Below are 22,686 nucleotides of genomic sequence, written 5' to 3' on the forward strand. Positions count from 1 at the left end.
GATTTTATTGACTTTTGGCACTAGTAGCGAATAAAACATGCGTTTCTGCTCGCTACTAGCTCCGTGGTTTGGTCTACATATCAAGATTTAAAACACTGCATCTCAATATGCTCACGTAAATGCTTAAATGGATAAGGCGTTACGGTTGGTAGACGATGTCTTAAATGATAAACGTCAAACAAGTTCTCTACCTCTTCAGGTAGTGCATCAAACGAATGTTTTATCAGGTATAAATGACTAAAAGTTTCGATCTTGCTCTGTGGACTGCCTTTACCACCAGCAAAGTACATCCCCTGCTCTCGATTATAGAAGAAACCTAAAGATGCATTAAAGAATCCCTCACTTTGCCCTCTCATCGATGTTTTAAAAAAGAATCCTTGTTCACGCAACCAATCATAAAATTGTTTTTCATCACTGCTTTTGTATGCGATTGTCGAAAACTCATCAAACGTTAGAGGGGCTGTGTCATCCCACTCTGACAATATCGCTCCCAATTTGGTTACAACTTTACTCTCTGGGTTTTCTTCAATGAACTGAGTCAACAATGCAACCGGGACATCTTGTGATCGCCCTTCTTTAAGTTCACGTAACCGCTCTGCAACAGCTTCAAATTCCGGCAGCATTTGAATACCAGTATCAATAAAAATGGCATAGTCCCCCGTCTCCGGCCAATAAATAAAAGGGGGACGTTGAAATCCTTGAAATACTTGCCATTTATCATTACCTAAATCGAGTTCAATATCTTCAAGTTCCTCTTGAGTCGCTTGTGTATATTGCCATTCACCACCAACTAACTTAGACGCATACACTGGCCACGGCCCATCTCGGACCTCTGAAGACTCGCTTTTCGGTCGCTGAGGCATGTAATATATACATCCTTCAGGCCCGCTTGGGTACTCAATCAAATGCTTTCTTGTATGGACTTCTAGCTTGATAAGCAGTTCTTTTAACAGCACTTCCACCACGTGTCGGTTTGGCTGGCCTTGACGGTTCCATAAGCGCTCTGGGTAACACGACTGGAAAACTGTGTTTTGGTACTTTCTACGATAACCCTGATACGGGTCTTCTTCAGCAGACTTATAGGTGTCTTTATTGCCAACAATTAGGATATTCAGTGCCCCACGAATCGGAACTTCAGCTATTTCTGCGTCTATATCAAGATGCTCGATACCATGAAGCAAGGTTAGTGCAGCATCAGTATCTTTGTTTTTGGTTAAATCACAGATCACCAAACGATGCTCTTTCAACGTATCAAACAGCCCTACATAGTGATTTTTGACAATCGTATCTGAAACAAACCTGTGCTTTTCTCCGGGAATCCGCTGCAACTTCACTGAAACTGAATCGCCATAAGCTTGCTTAAGATCTTGCATGAACTGCTCAAGAATACCGACCTTAGATAGTTGAAAACCACTATAAGATTCTTTGGTTATATCAATCGCCTGAATTCGATTTTTCGCATTAGAGTAAAGCGGCTTCTTGATGTAGTCTCCCTTTATGGATTTGCTAACCAACATCCCCACATCATCAAGTTGATAACGTGTAGCAAACTTTGCCTTTTTCTGTATCTCTCCGTTCTCTAACGTAAACCAAGACAAAGGAGAAAACGTTTTGGCACTCATTGACAGTGTTTGTTTGAATCCAAGCGCTGCACATGGCGCTAAATCGATTTCCACGGTCGTTAATTCATAGCCTGAGTGACCTTTCGGTAACTTTTTGCTTTTGACTAGATAATATAAACCTTCACTTTCAAAGCGCTTTATCTCTGGCGTAGCGCCACTCAATACTTTTGGTATCGCTTTAATCAGTAAACGGGCCAATTGCCATGTAGGTAGCTCGGCAGCGTTAACTGGTTTGATAGCCAAAGACGTGTCTTTGAGGTCTAATTTGGCGTCCTTTGGTAACAGCACCCAATAACACGCTTCTTTATTGGCACCTTTGACTAAGCAATAAACACTTCCTGACTTATAGATTTCAGACGCTAATGTTACTAAACGCTTAGGTCGTTCTGAGAAGTCTATTCCTTTATAACTGACACAGTAAATTGCGAAGCTTCTATCAACCCAATCAGTGTCAATGGATATTTGTTCCACTAAGGTTGATAAAGGACCGTGTGAGGAAGGCTCTAGCTGTTGTGTAACCATTTTATCAACTCCTGTACTGCGGTTAGGTTGGTATCGGCATTGCTATCATTAATTAGTGCAGGAATTTCAATAACTTTAGCTAACTGTGGTGAGGTTTCTACGAAGCACGAGTCCAAATATCTAATCGACTTTGAGGTATCCCCTAACGCATTCACGTAAATAAACTTCGAAGGTCCAAACTCTTCTTCTACCAATGAAATTTTCGAACTGTAATCTTCGCTGATTTCATTACCTTCATGCTTCCAGTATTTGCTGTCTAGCCAGATCGGTTGCTCAACCCCTGCAAATTTGACTCTATTATCAAATCGCTCGTAAATAGAATGTGGAACTTCTTCAAAGATAAAATCGAATGCTGTTAGCACCGCCTCTACCGCTTGCTCGCCCAATGCTCCCTTATAAATGTTGGTAAACATAACTGGCGTCATCACATACGCTTCTTTTTGCCACGAACAGGCAAAACCTTTGTGTTCAAACCACGGCCTCACATATTGGTTCTGAACTAACGTAGCTAGGTTGCATGCTTCCTCAGAAACCATATCGCCAGTAGGCACTCTATCAAAGAACTCGAAGGCATTCGGATCACCATCTAAGTTACCCAGATAACGGTAGTAACCGTTGGTCATAGACTGTAAGTACAATCGATTAAATCGCTCCGGTTGAGAGACGATCGTCGGATAGCGAAGTAACTGAGTTCTAATGTCTTGCCACTCTTGAATATCATTATCAGATGCAGGTTGATTATGTAGACGACGAACTAGTGCTTTGATTGACCGCATACCGTCTTTGTTGTTTCGTTGAGCAAGATTAAACAAACGACGAATAGCTCGATCCTCAACTTTCGCCTTGTTCGCTGATTGCGCTTTATCAACCAAAGCAACATATTCGTGCGAAAACAAGCTTGGCTCTCTACTCTCTTCCGCCAGAATTTCCTTCAAACCGGAATCAGCAAACAAGAGAATTTGTTTTCGTTTCAAAGACGTTCTCCCGGCTCTTCCTACCGCTTGTTCAATGTATTTCCTTACCGCGCTTTGGTAGTCACTTGTTTGGTAATATTGTTGTAAAGAGCGCTCTCTGCTCATGCCCATAAGTTGCTGACGACACCAGCTTTCAGCACTTTTCGGCGACAACTCTCCGTTCTCTTGCAAAGATAAGATTTGGTGAAACTGACAAAGCTGGTTAGCAGTATGCGAATAATCATCTGACAACATTAGCTGAGTAGGTTTTTCAAGATATATACTGTCTATATCGCTTCGCTGCTGGGTGCTATAAGTGACATCGGCAACGGATATTAGGCTTCCACCTTCCAACGCTAAATTGACTGCATAATCAGGGTTTTTACCAGCACCCATTGAAGCATATGTACTGAACACAACGACTTTCCCTGATTCTGTGTTTAGGTGATTGGAAATTTCATCATAGCCAACTAACCTCATCCAATCAGCGTTCACGCCAAAATATGTCTTGGTTGGAACATTAAATTCTATCGCCCATTTATCACAGCAAAACTGGATGAATTCATTAATATCCTGACGTGTTGTATCAAGAGTACGGTTTAACAGCGACAGCATATAACGATTATCAGGAACTGACATAAACGCTTTAATACTCGCTAAGAGCTTAGACAGCCAGCTCCGAACAAATGCCTGCTCTGACTCAACAATACCCAGATGGTGATTTAGGGTAAAGTGGCTTGAGCGAGCCTCCGGCTTATATTCTTCTAACAAAGTATCAAGAAACGCATCTCGACTATTAAGATACTTAACCTTTAAAACCACACCATTATCTTTATAGTTGCGCTTACTATGATAATAATCATTTACCCGCTGCTTTTGCTCTCTCGACAAAGACAAAAGCTTTTTACCTAAACGCTCATTCAAGTACTTAAAATCAAAGTTATGTATTACGGTATCAGCTCTCGCTGTTGCACTTATACCGAGAATAACAGCTCCGGCATCAACCATATCCGCCAAGACACCCGATGGTGAAAGATTTAAGAATGACGCTTTACAATTTACGGTATCGCGAGTCCCCTGATTATGGGCGACTTCAACAAGTTTCATTCCGGTATGATGGTAGCTCTTGCTAGAACTCAACTTGCTCGCTTGTCCACCTGCTGATTGCCGCAGCCCCCTAGTATCAAAAGACTCGTAAACAGCAGACTCAAATTCTTGTAGGTTAAAGTGAGTCAGCAGGGATTGAACGGCTTCTTGAAACGTTCCTTCTAGGCTTCTATTTTCGCGCCCTTCAATTTCAAGGCTACGAACGTTCTCCCAGTACTGAAATACGGCTTTACGCATAGTGCCAAGAAACCACTGGTATATAACATCCGCTTCATTGACAAAGCGGGTTAAAAGCCCATTTTTTTCAATGAGAGAACCTTCCACTTTCTCATCACTAAATATGAGATTTTTCTGCCTCAATAGATCTGATTTTAATGACAGCTTATGAGTGGCACTGCTTACATGCGTGAAGCTTCTATCTGAAAACAACCGAACAGGTCGTTCATTCAAGTTAGGTCCTTCCGTATTAAACGCAAACGCTAGGTTCCACTTGGTGCCAAACTCTTCGAGTCGCTCACGCAGTGGTTCAAACAGGTCTTCAATCTTGTCGTAGCGAGGCGAACTCTCAAGTTGGTGATCTCGAAAGTTTGCTCTCAGAGTTCTTATAGCCCAAATTAAGTCCTGCGCTTGTTGTTTACACAGTTCGGAAAGGATGACTTGATTTTGCTTGTCAATTTCATCAATGATAAGCACCGCACCACTTAAATCGCGTAATGGACTGTAGCGCGAGCGGGTATTGTGGAAGCCTTTCAGAAACTTGCTCGTCGTTAAGAAAACAACATGAGCGCTTCCATTGCGGATTTTTTCTCCCGGCAGAAGTGCTTCAACAGAGGTCAGTAACGAGCCATTCAGCGAGATTCTATCGGCCCCTTTTTGTTTCTTTTGCAAGCGGGCAACTAAATTGCGGTAAAAGTAACCGGCTTGACGACTTAAAGAAACTTTAACTTCTGGCTTGCTCGCATGATGCCTTAGGCCCGATATAGCGCTCCATTCTGCTTTAACATCGCGCTCGGCGTTCAAGTCAAATCCAACTAATACTTGATTCAAGACAGCATCAGAACATTGCAACAACTGCTCTGACTGGTTAGGTAGGTGGACTATTTGTGCTTTAAGGTAGTCTTGTTGTTCTAAAGTGAAGCGAGGCTCACCCTTGACTGTTTGTTCCTCAATTAACTTCAACAATTCTGCTTTCGCACTTACGACGTTATCTACTGAATCTGTAACGTAATAGAGTAAACGCTTGGATCTACTACCGCTCTTTTCTTCCTGTAATTCATTTTGCACTTGAACGAGCATCTGCTGGAGCAAAAAGTTTAATGCCGTGTATGTTTTCCCGATTCCGGTCTGAAACGGTAATGGAAGCAAAGCACCAGATTTAGCGCCATTAAGTTTAGTGTAATTTTCGAGTGATTCAGTAATGACAAGATCAAGCGGCGATGGATCGGGAACGAGCTGAAAATCAAAATGAGTAAACTCTTCTATCGACACGTTCATACAACATTACCCCCGCAGGCCTTGATGTTTTATTAACCAGACCATAGTATGACGTCATTAGCGACAGGTAAATACTGAATACATAAACATGTCGAATAACTAGACAGGAATCTAAAATGACTAAATGGCCAATTCGATGGGATCTACTGTTTCGATACCGAATGATTGAAATTGTTGCTTTGTGGGAAGGAAGATTAAATACCAACCACTTAATACAGAGCTTTGGCATTGGTCGGCAGCAAGCCTCCAAAGACATCAATACTTACTTAGTTGATATAGCACCTGGCAACCTGATTTACGACAAACAGCTTAAAGGCTACAAGCCGAGCGATAGCTTTGTTCCCAAGTTAACAAGTGGTCATGCGGATGAGTATCTGCACATTCTTTCTCGTAATGAAGACATGACAGTAACATTTGCTGATCTCAATATGGGCTTTGAAAACACAACCATGGTACGCCCAGTCACACGCAACATTTCACCACAAGTATTACGTCCTTTGGTACAGGCGATACGAGAGAAACAACGTGTCGACATTTGCTACACATCGTTAAAAGATGGTGAGTGCTCGGGGCGCATAATTTCCCCTCATAACTTAGTTTGTACCCCACTACGCTGGCATGTTCGCGCTTATTGTGAACATGCTGGTGGCTTTCGCGACTTTGTGCTAAGCCGTATTCATGGGATACCGGATATTAACGATCAAGCCACTTACGACAAACACGCTGACAAGCTTTGGAGCACTAAAGTGAATGTTGATATTGTGCCTGACCCGCGTTTGAACGAGCAACAGAAAAAGGTAATTGAAAAAGACTATGCCATGAGTGACGGCGTTCTTAGCATCGCTACAAATGCATCATTAATACGGTATGTTCTAGATGCTTATAGCATCGATATACACACGCAGAAGTCTAATCCTCAAGGTCAACAAATTGTATTAGGTAATTTATCTGAGCTAACAAATTACCTATGATAAAGAAAAATTTATCTGTATTCAGATAACAAATAGAGCGAACTTATTGACACAACACGTGATTCAGATCTCATTTTAAAGTTATTTTTTGCAGTTCCCCTAAATGTCCCCCAACGAGTGGCAAAAGAAACATAAAGCGTTAAGAAACAAAAACTTAGGTGGAAATTAAAAATCCCTCTTGAACAGTTTGTTAGTTGCCAGATCCAAGGCTTTAATTTGAAGTTTATGAGCACTTTGCCAACACGACCTTTACGTATTTTGTAAAACTCAAATCAGGCGCAGTTTCAAAGCGCCTGTCACTGAAACCACTTGGAATTTACAACGCCGTAGAAAACGGACTTTGAACACAAAATAAACCTTTGGAACGACTATGCAACAGAGCAGACTTTCAACAAACTAATCGGCTTCTGAAACAGAAAACCCAAACCGCACAAGGAACCAAAGCACGATTTTCACAAACCCAAATAACTAGAAATTGAAATGCGAAAACCTAACCAAAAACACAAGGACATTAACCCTAAACATTCTGCTTTAGCTGCGTTTTCCTCGTTGGCAACTAACGCCCAATTAAGGGGTGAGTAACGCAACACCGATGCCACCGCACGGTGCCTTAATCACTAAAATTAACGCATAGTAAAAATGCCACGCGTTACGAATCCCTCTTGAATTGTTTGTTAGTACGCTGCCCTTAAAGCCTTTGGCATACACCAAGATATTGAAATATCGCACGAAACTTCTGGCTTAAAACGCTGAAGCTAAAGGGGCAACTGCCAAACTACAGCTCAACCTCAAAACGCAAATTGGCTAGAAGAAAAACTTGCTTAACTAACCTATTTTCACCGCTTTCAAATTAGCAAAGGATACGGGCTTCAGGATTAAACAACTGCGCCAGTGAAAAGCATTTCTGACTCATAAAACCAACCACACCAAAGAACCCGCACCAGAGAAATAGCCCGAAAGTTAGAAACCGTAAACGGTGAAATCAACGCGAACACAACTCATACAGTGCCACCGGAAAGAACGTGAAAGGCACATTTGACCAGGTGTAAGCAAGGAAAAGAAACTGATAAACTCCGAAAATTTTACCATTGATGCCAATCCAGTACTAACGCCGCGTTAAGTAGTGAGCAACGCCACCACGAAACCTAACCATATCACCGTAAACACAAAACCCAACGATGGAATGAAAAATGCCATGCGTTGGGAATCTGCCTTAAACGCTTTGTTAGAAACTATTGTTCGATTACTTCACTGCCGTCAGAGTTTACACCCTTTTTAATCATATAGTTGTAGACCATAACACGATTATCATAGGTCAAATCACACCAATGATTTTTCCAAGCCTTAAACGCATGCCACGACAAACCTAGAGTTCGTTTTTTAGACATATTATTGAAAGAACGTTCTACAGCTTTTAAGTATGTCTCCTCAAGTGGAGTACCTGATATATCCATGATAGAACCAAGGTGAATAAGCCATTTTGCTAAGTGAACGTATTGCTCCCATGCTCCTGATTCTGTCGTGAATCCTCGCTTTCTCTCAAGTACATCAAGTAAAACTTCCATCACACTCTGGTGTGAGACAATGATTCCGTTCGATGATAAAAGCGCAAGAATTTCAAAAAACGAGTCGCTTTTCTTAAGGTAAGCATCAGTAAATTTTTTCTTTTTCTCCAATACCGGTAGTAACAGTGATTCGTATTTATCAACTCGCGGACTAATCTCACTGTGTTTTTCAGATAGTGCCGTAAAGAACTCATCGACTTCAACACCATCTATTACCCTTAAACCATATGAACGGTCGTAGTAATCTTTGATATGTTGATCTACAACACTTCTCGACAAATAAAATAAGTGTTGTCTATTTATGTCGTGTTGACGATTGCTACGTAACTTGTTCAATATTGATTTAAAGTTAATATCACCCAATGAATACCCAATTATTACTACTGTATTTTCTTCAAATAGTGTTTCAACTTTATGTGAAAAATAATCGGGTCTATTGATAAAACGATAGTAATCATCTGCTGTTACTATCATTTTTTTAGGATACTTAACTGAACCATGAACATGATAAACCTGCGTTCCTTTTGGCTGTCTATGAATAGGATAACCTATTGCATATGATGTAACAGGAAGTCCATCTAAAACTTGTTTTTCTAACAACAAATCATAATTTGTTGTCATAAATTTCAAGCCATCATTATTTTTTATAAACTCTATTGCAGGCTTATCAAAATTTGAAATTTTGATAGTATCAATGACCTTAGCGATCTCTGCATGCAAGCAAAGTCCTTTAGTGTGCATCTTAGCTTGTATAATGCTTGCACACTCTTCTAAAGGCATAATCGGCTTATTATCAGGAAATAGCTGTTCAATTAACTCATCACCGCCATCAATTTGTTTAGCACAATCTTTCAAGAGGCTCAGCCAACTCGGAGCTGCCCCATCAGTAAGGTACATAGAAAACCCAGTACCTACAAAAAAGCTTAATGATTTCGATTCTAAAGCAAATGCTAATTCAAAATATGGTTCCACTGTACTTCCTATAGTTTTCTAACGCCGCGTTAAGTAGTGAGCAACGCCACCACTGAACCTAAACCTTACCACCTTAAACACAAAACCCAACGATGGAATGAAAAATGCCATGCGTTGGGAATCTGTCTTAAACGCTTTGTTAAGTGCCTTATAGATCGTCTAAAACGGTAGGATCAAAGCCCCAAACATGGTCAGGATTTCTAGTACAGCGGACAACTGTAGTCTTGTTGTTTTCTGGGCCAATACTGCGTAGTTTCAATTTCCCTGTACATTTTGGGCAATCCCCCTCAACTACAGTTCTATAAATTCTTTTGTCAGCACCCGACTCTAAATTTAAAAACGACCAAAAATGGGCAAATTTCTGGCGACTTAACATGAGCCCCATAATAAAGGCAAAGCCTCCCAAGGGCATCAACAGCATCATCCAATGACTGCCTATCCCCCAGAAACTAAAAATACTTGCGAAGCTTCCGACTAAAGAAATTGCTCCGCTATATATGAGCCACGTAGTTTTTAAGTGAAGCCCAAAGATACTTAAAGGTTTGACACTTTTTCGCTCAATATAAGCGACTTCTTTTTGATCCACTTGTGAAGGCGAATAGACATTAATCGTACTGTTGTCTATGGAACTGTTTAGCCCGACATTAACGGAGCTATCACCTGTATTGATATTGATTCCATCATCATTTTTTAATTTCGTTCCACAATTGGAACAAAAATTACTTTCTTCACTATGTTCCAATCCGCAGTTTGAGCAATGCATACCAAATCTCCACCTCAAGTCACCAACTGTATATAAACACAGTTGCATTGAGATTTCAAAGTTTATACGCCACTTGGCACTTAACGCCATGTTAAGGGGTGAGCAATGCTATACCGATGTTGCTGCAAACCACCTTAAACACAAAAACCAACGCATAGCGAAAATGCCACGCGTTGCGAATCCCTCTTGAACATTTTGTTAGCTCTCTGTATGTCGCATAAGCTATTGAAACTCTTGACCATGATTTTCTATGGTTGCTTTGCCACAAATCGTACAAACAACATACCTATCAGTTAACTCTAAAGAAGCACCTCCAGGTAAAGAAGCGGCGGAACCACTAAAGAAGCCATCTAAAAACGCTTTGAACTGTTCTTTTTTGGACTTGCCGTATTTCGATGGTTTTTGCTTCATTGTTTCTTTGTGTTCAGTGTCCTTCCCACATTTTTCGCAAAACCTAGTGTTCATAATGCCTCCTGAATCGATTGCTACAGAGAACGTAACCCACAACGCTCTTTGATTTTGTGATGAAATTCATAAGAGAGCTAACGCCCTGTTAAGGTGTGAGTAACGCAATACCAAAGCCGCCGCATACCACCTTAAACACTAAAACCAACGCATAGTAAAAATGCCGCGCGTTGCGAATCACTCTTAAACAGATTGTTAAGCATATGATTCGCGTATGTCAGAAATCAGTACCTTTGTTAGCTCTAAAACAGCTCCTAGATCACATATCAACTGAGAGTGGAGGAAAACTATTTTTCCATCCTTGTGTGAATGGATATACATTGGTGTAAAATCTCTTGCAGCATCTTCTGTCGTTTCGATGTAAGGAATTATATAAGGTGGAATCCTATGGGCAGTTGGATGCCGCTGGCTTACTAAGAAGTCATACCACTCTTTAAATTCAGCAACCTTGCCCTTGGTCAATTGAGGCAGGTGAGTTTTAAACTTAGTATGGAATAGCCCTACTTCATGCTTTCTTTTAGCGACTGCATCAAGTTTGTAGTGGTAGACTATAGACCATGCCATATTATCTATAATTCCGCTAACATTAATTAAAAATGCATGTAAATGTGCGTCAGCCAAATTCCGCTTTTCTCTTTCAGCTAATTCAGATAAATCTGGTGGGGTGAGTTCAAACAATGCATTTAGGCTTTCAGCTAGGATGCTGAGTCGACGTGACACTCCAAATTTAAGATGCTCTCCAGCATCCCCGCCTACTTTCTCTGAAATATCAATCAGCTCGTTAATTAGATTGTGACATTCAATATAATAATTTCTCTTCGTCGACTGTAATTCTTCTAGGAATTCAGGTTTATACATTTCGTAATCCTCTAGATATGCTTAACGCCCGCTTAAGTGGTGAGCAACGCTACCAAAATTCTCAATTATTGCACCGTAAACACAAAAGCTAAATCAAACCAAAACCGCCGAGCGTTGCGAATCCGTCTTAAAACGTTTGTTATATTGCGAACTGCTTTATTAGCTCTACCACACCATAAACTGTGGCTACCAAGCCCACGATAATTAATAACCAAATGACTTTCAAAACTATTGGTTTAGGTTGTGGTTGTAGCAAAACATGAACAACTTTAGCTTTACCCTCATCGGATTCGATGTGTGTGTTTATTCCTGCCCATGTATCTGGCGGGAAATATAAGTATGAAATGGTAATTTCTTTTTTAGGGCTTAACGTAGGGAACAATAGTTCTTTGCTGCCTCCAGGTAAATCATTTACCGAATATTCAATGTCAGGGTATACATTGAAGTCGGGTAAGAAATTGTGCCCCACACGGACATTTTTCGCGGCTTTATTTCCACTATTTCGCAGGATTACAGAGTGTGTGTTTACAATAGTTGGCTCTTGACCATCTTCTTTGGGAGCTAACTTATGTGAGGCAATATAGCCAAGATGAGTTATTAACTTCTCCCTGTTTTCCAGAAACCTATTTATCACTATGCCAAGGAACAGAGTTACGATAGGCATCGCTATTTTTATTATTAGATCTACATCCATTTCTAAATACTCCTTTAGCAATATAACGCCCTGTTAAGGGGTGAGCAACGCAGTACCAAAGTCGCCGCATACCACCTTAAACACTTAAACCAACGCAAAGTAAAAATGCCACGCGTTGCGAATCCCTCTTGAACAGTTTGTTATGTATCGGATCTTTCAATTGTCTCCAAATGAGATTTCCTTACCAAGTTTCTCAACTCAATAACCTTCAACTCAGTAATCACCGTCATTAGAAAGAACATAATGCTTATAGCGGCTTTCAGTATAGCGCCTATCTGGTCCCCCTCCATTACGTTATATACCGTAAATGCACCAAAAAATGTTGCAAGAAAAGGGGTAATCTTTTGGCTGTAAGAATAACAATAACTCTGTCGACTAATGTCCCAAGAAATTTTTACTTTATTGGCGAAGCCACCTAATTTAACGACAAATTTGTCATTACTTAAATCAAATTCATACCCGTTGTTGCTCAAAACCTTATCAAGGTGAGAAATATCCATTACCAATTACCTTACTCAGTTGCACGAAGATACATAACGCCCTGTTAAGGTGTGAGCAACGCAATACCGATGCTCCTGCATGCCACCTTAAACACTAGACGCAACGCATAGCAAAAATGCCACGCGTTGCGAATCACTCTTAAACAGTTTGTTATGTTCGTAACTGCTTGAAGTACCAATCAGCTTGCTCCCACTTTAGATCTTGTTCCATGTGCCAATCAAATTGTCGTGGATAACGATAATGGTCAACTATGTACTGAAGGTGTTGATGCGCAATTTCAGGGTCATATACTCGCCATACTACGCGACGAGTGTTATTCCATGTTTCTCTCACAAGAAAGATCGCGTTACCACCCGCTTTAATCTCTTCGTCCAATTGATCACAAAATGGGTCAACGATAGCTTGCTCATTTTCCGAAGGCATTCCATGCTCGGTTAAGTCATTAAAATCGATTATTACAGAAAGATGCCAGCCAAAAATTTCGCGATGCTCAAAACCATTGAGTCCAGAGTTCAACATGCCTACGCATGGTAAGTCATCTTTTTTCCACTCAAGTAAAGTATAAGATTCTTCAGGAAGAACTATCCGGACTTCGTTTTCTTTCAGTGCTTTATCTTTATTCCTGCCAAATATTTTCCCGAACATGAAACTCCTCCTAGAACATAACGCTGCGTTAAGGGGTGAATGCCGCATAAACCAACCTTCCGCAAGCCACTTTCACCACCAAAACTCACTGCAAACCAAAAATGCCACGCGGCATGAATCCCGCTTAAACGCCTTGTTATGCTTAAGCTTCAATGGGTTACGTTTGACCAGAACCAAGATTAACTCGACTTTGATTTACACACAAAAGCCAAAAAGTAGAAAACCGAAATGAATCATAGTTTTGATAATCAGGCTCGGAATTTTGGCAAACCTGGTTTGAAGTTTGAAAACCTAGAAATGGATTTCTGATTGAGCCAACCGCCCTAACCTCGCGCTTGCCCGAGAATTGATTGAGGCAATTCTCAGAGTTTTTAGCGCCAAAGAATAAGTGTCCGGAAAACAGCGCCCACTGAAGCCAACTTGCCGAAAAACTCGAAACAAACAAGCCTGGGGAACAAAGAAAAATCATAAACCACTGATTTTACGTGATTAAGCATAACGCCGCGTTAAGGGGTGAACAACGCCAACCACCTAACCTAAACCATTGTGCCGTAATCACTTAAACCGATTCAAACTAAAAATGCCAAGCGTTGAGAATCCCTCTTAAACGCTTTGTTAGGCTTAACTTTCACCATTTATCTGCCTTGCAAAATCTGCGTGAAAGCTGATTAGCTCAATACCATCAATTGCTTTTATTGATGCATTGTTGCCTTCAACAGTACAAAAAGGCGGATAAGCGAATAGCAGCTGACCAACCTTTAGCTCCAAATCGCTTGGAATATTCAATCTTTCAATTGGGTCCTCGTCTACCCAAGCCAAAAATTGCTCCCAGGTACAACCAAATTCATCAATCTCACCAGTTTCAGCATTCAACTTAACTACCAAATTATCTCGAATAAGGAATTGGTCGCCAAAGCAATCCTGAGCAATAGGAAAATCGCTTTCTTTAACTTCTCGATACAAGTTGTGGAAAGCAAATTCACCCTCTAAGAAGGTATTAACATTTAACACGCGTTCTTGTGCATCGTGAGAGCGAACTTGTAGACCGCCTGAATACAGTATTTTCATAGTTTCCTCTGTAAGCCTAACGCTGCGTTAAGGGGTGAATGCCGCCTAAACCAAGTTTCAGCAGACCTCTTTCACACTAAAACTCACTGCAAACCAAAAATGCCACGCGGCATGAATCCCACTTGAACGCCTTGTTATGTTTAAGACTCAAAGGGTTAAGTTTCACAACACCAAGAGCTTAACTCGACTTAGCTTTGAAAACCAAAATCAGGAGCTAAAAAACTGAATTAGCTCATAAATTTGATTTTACTAACATTGAGTTTTAGCGTGAAAAACAGAAAACTGGAACTCTAACATTGAAATTGAGAACACTTCACTCACCTCGCCAACACACTGGATTTAAATGAGGCAATTCTCTGAATTTTTCGCGCCCACGAATAGGAGTCCTGAAAACAGCGACCACTGAATTTAGCTTGCCGACAAGGGAAAAACTTGAAAGCTGCGTGAACAAAAAAGAGTGCAAGCAACTGATTTTACGTAATTAAACATAACGCCCAATTAAGGGGTGAACAACGCCACCACCTAACCTAACGCATTGTACCGTAACCACTAAATTTGAAGTAGAAGCCAAAGTGCCAAGCGTTGAGAATCCCTCTTAAATTGCTTGTTATGTACGTATTCAAAGGGATGCTCCATCTATTTTAAGGATTGGAATTTCACTGATATTTAACCCACTAAGACAACGAGCATTTACAGCCCAACCAGTAAATGGGATTTTGCCTTCCTCGATTTCAGCTTTGGTCAATTGGCTAGGTTTACGAAACGGCAGAATACCGCATTTAGGGCAAAAGTAGTCTTCTGCGGTCTCACTACCCCATTGGTATAAAACTGCATTTTCTAGGGGAGTTAGAACCGTCAAATTCTCTGCTGGCACTCTAAAATTTAGCGCACCTCTACGGATACAGATGGAACAATTACACTCTCGAAGATGGTCAATATCGGCTAAAACTTCGAATTGAATGAGACCACAGTGACATGAACCGGAATACGTTTTTGGCATCCTGCCTCCTTAGTACATAACGCCCAATTAAGGGGTGAGTAACGCAACACCGATGCCACTGCAAACCGCCTTAATCACTAAAACTGACGCATAGCAAAAATGCCACGCGTTACGAATCCCTCTTGAATTGTTTGTTAGTACGCTGCCCCTAAAGCCTTTGGCACGCGCCAAGATATTGAAATATAGCACGAAAATTCTGGCTTAAAACGCTGAAGCTAAAGGGACAACTGCTAAACTAGAACTCAATCTCAAAATGCAAGTTGGCGAGAACAAAAACTTGCTTAACTGCCCTATTTTCGCCGTTTTCAAATTAACAAAGGATACGGGCTTTAGAACTAAACGACAGCGCCAAAGAAACTCCGTGTTGACGAAAATTTACCAGCACCAAAGAAACCACACTAAAGAAATAGCCCGAAAGTTAGAAACCGTAAACGGTGAAGTCAAAGCAAGCACAACACATATAGTGCCACCGGAAAGAACGTGAAAGGCACATTTGACCAGGTGTAAAACAAGGAAAAGAAACCGATAAACTCCGAAAATTTTACCGTTGATGCCCATCCAGTACTAACGCTTTCTATACGGCTTTTTGCAGCCTTTCAGACGTAACAACGCCTTATTTCTCTTAAGCATATTTATGAATATTAGCACTTATCTTTATGAAAAATATAGAAACGAGGTATGAATATGAGTGCTCGAGCGCGCAATTAGACGGCAAAAAGCAGGTTAGTTAACTGAGTGATGCTAAATTAACAAACCTGTATAAATAGACAGGTTATATTTCGTTATGAAATCCCAATTTTTACTTAGTGTAAAAGAGCATATGCTAATGCGCCATTACTCAAATAAAACGATTGAAAGTTACCTATTTTGGATCAAACGTTATATCGTTTTTCATCAGTTTGCACATCCATCTAAGTTGTCAGAAGAACATGTAGTTCAGTTTCTTAGTCACATTGCCGTCAAAGATAAAGTCGCAGTAAAAACTCAAGCTTTAGCGCTTTGTTCAATTGCATTTCTGTACCGAGATTTCTTTCAGACACCGCTCTCACTCGAAATGCGATTTCAAAAGTCACTAACTGAGAGAAAACTTCCTGTCGTGTTAACACGAGACGAGATTCGTCGATTTATTCAACATATCGATCCCAAATACAAGCTTCAAACACTTCTACTCTATGGTTCCGGGCTTCGCTTGATGGAGTGCCTAAGATTAAGAATTCAGGACATTGATTATGATTATGGTGCAATCCGTGTCTGGCAAGGTAAAGGAGGAAAGAACCGTACGGTGACATTAGCAAAAGAGCTACATTCTCCCCTAAAAGCACAAGTGGATCTTGCTCGAAGTTATTATCAAAAAGATTGCCACATGCCTGGCTACGCAGGTGTTTATATTTCAGAGGGTTTACAACGTAAATACCCAAACGCGCAGTTGGACTTTAACTGGCACTTTCTATTTCCGTCAGCAAAACTAAGTGTTGACCCAGAAATGGGACAGTTAAGAAGACATCATATCAACGAGAGTGCTCTACAAAGAGCCGTCAAACGCTCAGCGAAAGACGCGGGAATCGAAAAATCGGTAACGTGCCATACGCTAAGACATAGCTTTGCCACGCATCTACTCGAATCAGGTGCCGATATCAGAACAGTTCAGGAGCAGTTAGGGCACTCAGATGTAAAAACCACACAAATTTATACTGCGATTCATCGTGTCAACCACAAAATTAAACTGTAATTAGTAAAGCTAAAATAAACCATTTAAAATCAATACATTAAATAACCCCCGCCATGTAGAAGTACTTCTTCTCAATTCTTACCTGATCAAAACCAACCCTAAATATTCAAAATTTCATCCTTAATTCGCCCCATTATTGCCCCAAACTTGCCCCATTTATCGCGACTAGACTAGATAATCACCGTGTACCTAATTTCGAACATCTCAAAAACAAGCCTTATTTATCCCTATCATGTATTGCTTTGATTTACATGATCTTTACAATACTCGCAGTTTTAGCTTTGAGAGGTTGTAATGAATTTTAGATATGACATAAATGGTCTGAGAGCGATAGCCGTTATTGCTGTTGTTCTTTTCCACTTTAACCCAGAGTGGGTTCCTGGTGGTTTTGCTGGAGTTGATGTGTTTTTTGTTATTTCTGGTTTCTTGATGACAGGAATAATTTTTAGAGGGTTGGAAAATAATGATTTCAACCTATTTAAGTTCTATATAGCCCGAGCTAACCGAATCATTCCTGCGCTTGTGGCTTTATGCTTAGTTCTTTTAGTTTATGGTTGGTTTTATCTCATACCATTAGATTACAAGGCATTAGGTAAACACGTAGCGAGCAGTATAGGTTTTCTTTCCAATATTATCTATTGGAGAGAGTCTGGATACTTTGATGCTGTTTCTCATGAAAAGTGGCTACTACATACGTGGTCTCTCTCCGTTGAGTGGCAGTTCTACATCATTTATCCAATTATATTGTTGGCACTACAACGTTTTTTGTCATTAGAGTACTTAAAGCGACTTGTTGTTATAGGCACTCTTATAGGCTTCTTTTTTAGTGTTATAGCAACAATGAAGTGGACTAACCCAGCTTACTACCTTCTACCGACAAGAGCGTGGGAGATGATGGCGGGTGGCGTGGCTTTTCTTTACCCTTGGAATATTTCAGGATCGAAAAAGAAACTCGCTGAGATTCTAGGTCTGTTGTTAATTCTTGCATCATACATTTTTATTTCAAGTGAGGTTCCTTGGCCTGGTCACTTTGCTTTAGTTCCCGTCTTAGGTGCTTACTTGATAATTGTAGCTAATCATCAATCAAGTTTTATTACAAATAACTCAGTGTTCCAATACCTAGGTAAGTGGTCTTATTCTATCTATTTATGGCACTGGCCTATTGTCGTACTTCTTTATATTGAAGATTTAAATAGCATGTGGATTTTTGGAGTAATTTCTTCTGTTATATTTGGTTTTATCAGCTATAAATTTATTGAGAGCAATAAATTAATTAAAGTTAATGGGACTATTGATTTACTTAAGCTGAAATATACTTACTATCTATTACTTTCCGCCTCATTTTCTTTGTTAGTTTATATTAATAATGGACTTGATATTAGGAGTATTAATGAAGAATATTCATACCAATTGGAAAAAGATAGGTTAGTTCCTAACCTTGGATTGAGTGGTTCTTGTGAAGGTAAGTTTAATCTTTCTCAAGATTGTAGAACTTCAGATGAGCCAAAGATATTAGTATGGGGAGATTCATTTGCTATGCACCTTGTACCGGGAATAATAGCATCAAATCCCAAAGCATCTATAATTCAAATGACAAAAAGTACTTGTGGTCCTTTTTTTGGTGTTTCCCCTAATAGAAAAGATAATTCTTTTTCTGATGGTTGTTTGGAGTTTAATGACGAAGTTAAAAACTGGATTAAAAAAAACCATACATCAATAGAATACGTTGTAATGTCTTCTCCATTTAGTTACCACTATGGTTCAGGAAGAAGTGTAATACTATCTAACCACGAAGTTGTAATATTCAATCAAGAAGATGTGGATAAATATTTTCGCTCAGGTTTAGATTTTATTAAAAGTTTAAATATTACACCTGTTATAGTTACACCTCCTCCAGCTACAGGTAATGATTTTGGAAAATGCTTATCGAAAAACAACTTTAAAGGTATTAGTTTAAATCAGTGTGATTTTCAATTTAAAGATATCAGTGAAGATCAAAAGAAAATATATTCATGGTTAGACACTCTAAAACAAGATTATAATTTAATTAAATTAGAAGAATTCTTATGCAAAAAAAATACGTGCATGACATCTTTTAATGGAAAATACATTTATCGGGACTCTGGTCACCTTTCTTATGAAGGTGCTAAGTATTTAGGTCAGGAACTAGACTTATATTCTTTGATAACTAATAAACGTTAACTGTGAGTAACAGCATAAGTGGGTGAGTCATAAATACTTCTGAGTAGTTAACATCACAACCGTGAATCAGTTTTCACTCTAATAGAGAAGTAGGCAAAAGTAATATTGGGGTAGTGAAAAAGAAAAAGTCTCTGGCGATTTTTGAGGCGTTAGCTGAAGGAAAGTTTTCATATGGGGTCTTTTTCTGGGGCAATATTTTCCATTTTACTGTTTATGCACACATATAAACTTAAAAGAAGAAGCGCCCCTTTGGAGCGCTTTTCTCACTTGATAGCTACTCCCACCACATAATCCCAGGGGCTGGCGGTAGGTTGTTATCGTCTTTAAACATATCAGCCACGTAGTTCGTCGCCTTAACGCTGCATTTGGTGGTGTCTTTAGTGGCGCTTGGTGTTATCGAGGTGATCACCGCTGGCTCTGAATAGCGGGTCGCATCACCAAACAACCAAAGCGGCGGCTCTATTTTTCCGGTCAGGTTGGGGATAAAGTCCAGCTGGCCACTGAGCATGACCACGCGGCTACTCACTTTCGTCGCGACAAAAGGCCCGTTGCCCGTGCCATCATGACGTCGGACGGTCATATAGTGAGCTTCACCCACAGTCCATTCTAAATCCCGATCCACGGTAATTTGAGCCACTAACTCATCGTTGCTATTGCTGACCACCTGCCAGTCGACGACCTCGCCAAACTGGCCAAAGTTCGGCAAGTCATCACACAACTCGGCATAGTCCAGATAGGTACTGTTGAGCGCGTCCATTTCCGTCGTGAACGAGTAATTGATTTTTTCGCCATGAGTGCGGCGCAGCATGCGCATGCCAATGCGCCAGGCGCGCGTTCTTGAGGTGACGCCTTTGGTCAGCTCCAATTCTCCCCATTTACTGATCGCGTTCTTATCGCCTAACCAGCACTTGACGCTGCTGGTTGTCCAGTCGGTAGGGTCCATGTAATACACAATCAAGCCCTCGTTCTGGTCGGGGTCATACAGTGTAGTGGTGATGGTTAAACCGTCACCCTGCATGACGTCTGGCGTGTAGATATGACCAGCACCAGTTTTCTCAAACAGGCGCTTAGGCAGGATCTTGCCGATATCGAAACAAAACTCAGCCATACCAGACTGCAGGACAGTTTTTAATGCCGAGTAGATGGTGCCGTCATCAACAAAGCCGCCGTCGAAATACTCCTCATTGGGTGCCCAGACGTTGTCGTGCATCCACAACAGCTCATCCATATCGATGTCATCATCCGATCCGCCAGACTGGTGCACGATATAGCGCACTGCAGGGGCAATATCTCGGGTAGCGTATAGCTCTTCGGTCCAGCCGCCCGCCCCATCAGGTACCGGCAGTTTTCGGGTTTGCAATACCTTGAACTTATTAGTGGCCGATGAGGAAAGGTTGGAATCGGAACGAATCGAGATGGCCAGAGTGGTGCTGGTCTCGTAGCTGCTCGCCGTTGGCAGTTTACTCTTTAAACGCATCCACTGCAGTTTATCCAGGTACTTGGTGTCATCATACGATTTGGTTTTCCTGACCAGCATCACCTCTGGGCGTATCGCGCTTGGTAGCGTGATCGGGTGAGTTTGGCCAACCTGATCGAAACTCTTATCGGTATAGGTGAACGGAAACACCTGCCAGGTATCGAGCTCGCCTAAATCGGCATCACGGACCCAAACTTCCCAATCGACAGTGTGATCTTGCAAACGGCCCTTGCTGTCGTAGTGGCCCCACCCAGAGCTGCGCAGCATGTCAATTTCAATATAATCAGTGGAATAACCCTCTGGGCATCCAACATAAGGACCCAACTGGAAATCTGGCAGCGTGTCGCTGGTTACATCCAATGAAATCGAGTTGCTATACGTACCGCCAATAAAACCAGTCCAGTCCTCATCCCCAACGCGAATGACGGTCATCTTATAATCAGAATCGGTTGAAACAATCTGGTACAGGCCATCATCCGTGGACGTGGTCGTTATCTTAACCGTTACACTTGGCGCTGGCGTCAGGCCGGTCACGTCATTACCATCCGTGTCTTTCAATGTTAATTCCGTATCGGAGACGGTCGCGACTGTATAGGTGGAATCGTTCGAGCCAGCGCCGGAAAGCTGGATTTCCTGACCCACACTAAGGACGCTAAAGCCTTTGCCGACAATTTTATCTGGCAGTGGGTCACCGGTCGTTTCATCATTACCGCTGTCGACGATCTCGACAATGTCATCAACCAATACTGATGTGGATGAAATGCCGGTGATGGTAAACGTCGTGCCATCTGCCCAGCTGAGGTTTTTATTTTGCCAGTAGGACCTCGTCTCATTATCACGGTCGCCACCATTATAAACGGTGCGTGTAATGAGCAACTGAACAAGCACGGTGTCGTCACTCAGTATCAACGCCATGTTGGCATCTTCGGATCCAAAGGAAACCGATGTGCTAGGGCCGATAAAATCCAGACCGCTGGTGCTGTCCGTCCCGCCGACCTCTTCCGCCGTGTAGATATTTCTATGGGCCTCATGAATCGTGACATCCTCGCCAGGTTCAAAAATCTGCCAGTTCGCATCGTCACTCAAACGACTGATGGGCGTTCCGGCAATCGTTAATCCGGTTGATGAGATCTGATAATGCCCTTCCCCGACATGCAGCATCAGAGCAAGAACTTGCTCATTGTCATCGTTGTAATACTTATATGGACTGCAAAGATAGCTCGGCACGGACTGGTGACGGCCAAACCACTCTGGTCTGACGCCCATTAATTCCGCTTTATTCACCTGGACGTTAATGTCATAGATGTTTTTTCCGGTGGGTACCGTACTGGAATTGGAGCCAAGCTGGTTCATGTTGTTCATGGTGTAAATGGAGTAGGCCGCGGTCAGCGCCGCGACGGCGATAAACGCCCATGAGACCGGATCCAGTCCTTTGGGTGGAATCACAACATCAATGGTGTCACTGCCCATCAACACCCTGTCGCCCCAGTCTTTCAGGTTAAATGCCTGGCCATTAATCGTGGCCACAAAGCGAGGCGTTTTTAACTTGTGTCCCGTTGGCCCTTTATCCCAGCCAGGGACATGACGGTCGAGATAGGCTTTAAATGTGGGTTCGTTAATCTGGTTTTCTTCTCGAACTGTCACATCGGCAGCATCAGGATAAACAATCAGTGTGGCCATCGGGATCTTTCCATTGGTAATACTTGGTCACCGGCGCTAGCATTTCGAACGCACGGCGGCGATGGGTGGTAGTTTTGTTAATGTCGTCAAAGGCGTGGATGATACGGCGATCAGGCAACACCAAACCAATATGGACCCAGCGACGCCCTTTGTATTGCGCCGCCAGGGCTAATGGCTGAAATTCACATTCTTCGACATGGTCATGCACCGCCCACGCCGCACGCTGGGTACTCATGGACTCTTTGTGGCTGATCGCGGGGAACTCAGGCATTAAGATGCCGGTGTATTGGTGATAGAGCCAACGCACAGAGCCATAGCAATCCCACCCCTCCAGATCGCGACCACCGGGCACATAAGGGACGCGAAGCGCTGTGCTGATAATTTCCTCTGGTTTCATA

General features: G+C 41.6%; 16 protein-coding genes. 3 read left to right on the forward strand and 13 right to left on the reverse strand.

Annotated features, from left to right (window positions below; all coding sequences use genetic code 11):
* Nucleotides 1-80: 80 nt before the first annotated feature.
* Together VEJY3_RS09630 and VEJY3_RS09635 are read right to left on the reverse strand one after the other, a co-directional pair.
* Nucleotides 81-2,144, reverse strand: coding sequence for a hypothetical protein (locus VEJY3_RS09630; RefSeq protein WP_014232273.1), 2,064 nt, complete (start codon nucleotides 2,142-2,144; stop codon nucleotides 81-83).
* Nucleotides 2,126-5,698, reverse strand: coding sequence for a hypothetical protein (locus VEJY3_RS09635; RefSeq protein ID WP_014232274.1), 3,573 nt, complete (start codon nucleotides 5,696-5,698; stop codon nucleotides 2,126-2,128). Before VEJY3_RS09635 ends, VEJY3_RS09630 begins: the two co-directional genes overlap by 19 nt.
* Before the next feature lie 116 nt (nucleotides 5,699-5,814).
* Here VEJY3_RS09635 and VEJY3_RS09640 point away from each other — a divergent pair, with 116 nt between their 5' ends.
* On the forward strand, nucleotides 5,815-6,669 hold the full coding sequence (locus VEJY3_RS09640; RefSeq protein ID WP_014232275.1) for a YafY family protein: 855 nt from the start codon (nucleotides 5,815-5,817) through the stop codon (nucleotides 6,667-6,669).
* 1,232 nt (nucleotides 6,670-7,901) lie between these two features.
* Here VEJY3_RS09640 and VEJY3_RS09645 read toward each other — a convergent pair.
* The 9 genes from VEJY3_RS09645 to VEJY3_RS09685 all read right to left on the reverse strand — a co-directional run bounded on the left by VEJY3_RS09645 (nucleotide 7,902) and on the right by VEJY3_RS09685 (nucleotide 15,200).
* A complete protein-coding gene (locus VEJY3_RS09645; RefSeq protein WP_014232277.1) occupies nucleotides 7,902-9,206 on the reverse strand; it encodes an SIR2 family protein in 1,305 nt (434 codons plus the stop codon).
* 148 nt (nucleotides 9,207-9,354) lie between these two features.
* Entirely contained in the window at nucleotides 9,355-9,969 is a 615-nt protein-coding gene (locus VEJY3_RS09650) for a zinc ribbon domain-containing protein (protein ID WP_014232278.1), read from the reverse strand.
* 222 nt (nucleotides 9,970-10,191) lie between these two features.
* A complete protein-coding gene (locus tag VEJY3_RS09655) occupies nucleotides 10,192-10,434 on the reverse strand; it encodes a hypothetical protein (RefSeq protein ID WP_014232280.1) in 243 nt (80 codons plus the stop codon).
* A gap of 195 nt (nucleotides 10,435-10,629) precedes the next feature.
* The gene (locus VEJY3_RS09660; protein WP_014232282.1) at nucleotides 10,630-11,292 is read right to left on the reverse strand and encodes a hypothetical protein; all 663 of its coding nucleotides are present in this window, start codon (nucleotides 11,290-11,292) and stop codon (nucleotides 10,630-10,632) included.
* Between the two features lie 139 nt (nucleotides 11,293-11,431).
* Nucleotides 11,432-11,986 (reverse strand): hypothetical protein, encoded by a 555-nt coding sequence (locus tag VEJY3_RS09665; protein ID WP_014232283.1) that lies wholly within the window; start codon nucleotides 11,984-11,986, stop codon nucleotides 11,432-11,434.
* Nucleotides 11,987-12,126: 140 nt separating this feature from the next.
* Nucleotides 12,127-12,486, reverse strand: coding sequence for a hypothetical protein (locus VEJY3_RS09670; RefSeq protein ID WP_014232284.1), 360 nt, complete (start codon nucleotides 12,484-12,486; stop codon nucleotides 12,127-12,129).
* Between the two features lie 151 nt (nucleotides 12,487-12,637).
* The gene (locus VEJY3_RS09675) at nucleotides 12,638-13,132 is read right to left on the reverse strand and encodes a DUF695 domain-containing protein (RefSeq protein ID WP_014232286.1); all 495 of its coding nucleotides are present in this window, start codon (nucleotides 13,130-13,132) and stop codon (nucleotides 12,638-12,640) included.
* 621 nt (nucleotides 13,133-13,753) lie between these two features.
* Entirely contained in the window at nucleotides 13,754-14,200 is a 447-nt protein-coding gene (locus tag VEJY3_RS09680; protein ID WP_014232287.1) for a hypothetical protein, read from the reverse strand.
* 619 nt (nucleotides 14,201-14,819) lie between these two features.
* Nucleotides 14,820-15,200: a GFA family protein gene (locus tag VEJY3_RS09685; protein ID WP_014232288.1), complete on the reverse strand. Its 381-nt coding sequence runs from the start codon at nucleotides 15,198-15,200 to the stop codon at nucleotides 14,820-14,822.
* Between the two features lie 784 nt (nucleotides 15,201-15,984).
* Here VEJY3_RS09685 and VEJY3_RS09695 point away from each other — a divergent pair.
* Nucleotides 15,985-16,929, forward strand: a complete 945-nt coding sequence (locus tag VEJY3_RS09695; protein ID WP_041170239.1) for an integron integrase — start codon at nucleotides 15,985-15,987, stop codon at nucleotides 16,927-16,929.
* Nucleotides 16,930-17,223: 294 nt separating this feature from the next.
* Nucleotides 17,224-19,131 carry an acyltransferase family protein gene (locus VEJY3_RS09700; RefSeq protein ID WP_014232291.1) on the forward strand — a complete coding sequence of 636 codons (1,908 nt, stop codon included), beginning with the start codon at nucleotides 17,224-17,226 and terminating at the stop codon, nucleotides 19,129-19,131.
* Between the two features lie 274 nt (nucleotides 19,132-19,405).
* Here the strand turns inward: VEJY3_RS09700 and VEJY3_RS09705 are convergent, their stop codons facing one another.
* Together VEJY3_RS09705 and VEJY3_RS09710 are read right to left on the reverse strand one after the other, a co-directional pair.
* The gene (locus VEJY3_RS09705; RefSeq protein ID WP_014232292.1) at nucleotides 19,406-22,288 is read right to left on the reverse strand and encodes a host specificity factor TipJ family phage tail protein; all 2,883 of its coding nucleotides are present in this window, start codon (nucleotides 22,286-22,288) and stop codon (nucleotides 19,406-19,408) included.
* The gene (locus VEJY3_RS09710; RefSeq protein WP_014232293.1) at nucleotides 22,263-22,685 is read right to left on the reverse strand and encodes an NlpC/P60 family protein; all 423 of its coding nucleotides are present in this window, start codon (nucleotides 22,683-22,685) and stop codon (nucleotides 22,263-22,265) included. Before VEJY3_RS09710 ends, VEJY3_RS09705 begins: the two co-directional genes overlap by 26 nt.
* Nucleotide 22,686: the final 1 nt, after the last annotated feature.

It is taken from the genome of Vibrio sp. EJY3 (assembly GCF_000241385.1).
In the GTDB taxonomy this organism is placed as follows: domain Bacteria; phylum Pseudomonadota; class Gammaproteobacteria; order Enterobacterales; family Vibrionaceae; genus Vibrio; species Vibrio natriegens.

What these genes read in the sequence shown, in the direction of transcription:
- VEJY3_RS09695 (WP_041170239.1), top strand. Translation starts at nt 15,985, where the DNA reads ATGAAATCCCAATTTTTACTTAGTGTAAAAGAGCATATGCTAATGCGC.
- VEJY3_RS09675 (WP_014232286.1), bottom strand. Translation starts at nt 13,132, where the DNA reads ATGTTCGGGAAAATATTTGGCAGGAATAAAGATAAAGCACTGAAAGAA.
- VEJY3_RS09680 (WP_014232287.1), bottom strand. Translation starts at nt 14,200, where the DNA reads ATGAAAATACTGTATTCAGGCGGTCTACAAGTTCGCTCTCACGATGCA.
- VEJY3_RS09635 (WP_014232274.1), bottom strand. Translation starts at nt 5,698, where the DNA reads ATGAACGTGTCGATAGAAGAGTTTACTCATTTTGATTTTCAGCTCGTT.
- VEJY3_RS09665 (WP_014232283.1), bottom strand. Translation starts at nt 11,986, where the DNA reads ATGGATGTAGATCTAATAATAAAAATAGCGATGCCTATCGTAACTCTG.
- VEJY3_RS09630 (WP_014232273.1), bottom strand. Translation starts at nt 2,144, where the DNA reads ATGGTTACACAACAGCTAGAGCCTTCCTCACACGGTCCTTTATCAACC.
- VEJY3_RS09640 (WP_014232275.1), top strand. Translation starts at nt 5,815, where the DNA reads ATGACTAAATGGCCAATTCGATGGGATCTACTGTTTCGATACCGAATG.
- VEJY3_RS09660 (WP_014232282.1), bottom strand. Translation starts at nt 11,292, where the DNA reads ATGTATAAACCTGAATTCCTAGAAGAATTACAGTCGACGAAGAGAAAT.
- VEJY3_RS09655 (WP_014232280.1), bottom strand. Translation starts at nt 10,434, where the DNA reads ATGAACACTAGGTTTTGCGAAAAATGTGGGAAGGACACTGAACACAAA.
- VEJY3_RS09710 (WP_014232293.1), bottom strand. Translation starts at nt 22,685, where the DNA reads ATGAAACCAGAGGAAATTATCAGCACAGCGCTTCGCGTCCCTTATGTG.
- VEJY3_RS09670 (WP_014232284.1), bottom strand. Translation starts at nt 12,486, where the DNA reads ATGGATATTTCTCACCTTGATAAGGTTTTGAGCAACAACGGGTATGAA.
- VEJY3_RS09685 (WP_014232288.1), bottom strand. Translation starts at nt 15,200, where the DNA reads ATGCCAAAAACGTATTCCGGTTCATGTCACTGTGGTCTCATTCAATTC.
- VEJY3_RS09650 (WP_014232278.1), bottom strand. Translation starts at nt 9,969, where the DNA reads ATGCATTGCTCAAACTGCGGATTGGAACATAGTGAAGAAAGTAATTTT.
- VEJY3_RS09705 (WP_014232292.1), bottom strand. Translation starts at nt 22,288, where the DNA reads ATGGCCACACTGATTGTTTATCCTGATGCTGCCGATGTGACAGTTCGA.
- VEJY3_RS09700 (WP_014232291.1), top strand. Translation starts at nt 17,224, where the DNA reads ATGAATTTTAGATATGACATAAATGGTCTGAGAGCGATAGCCGTTATT.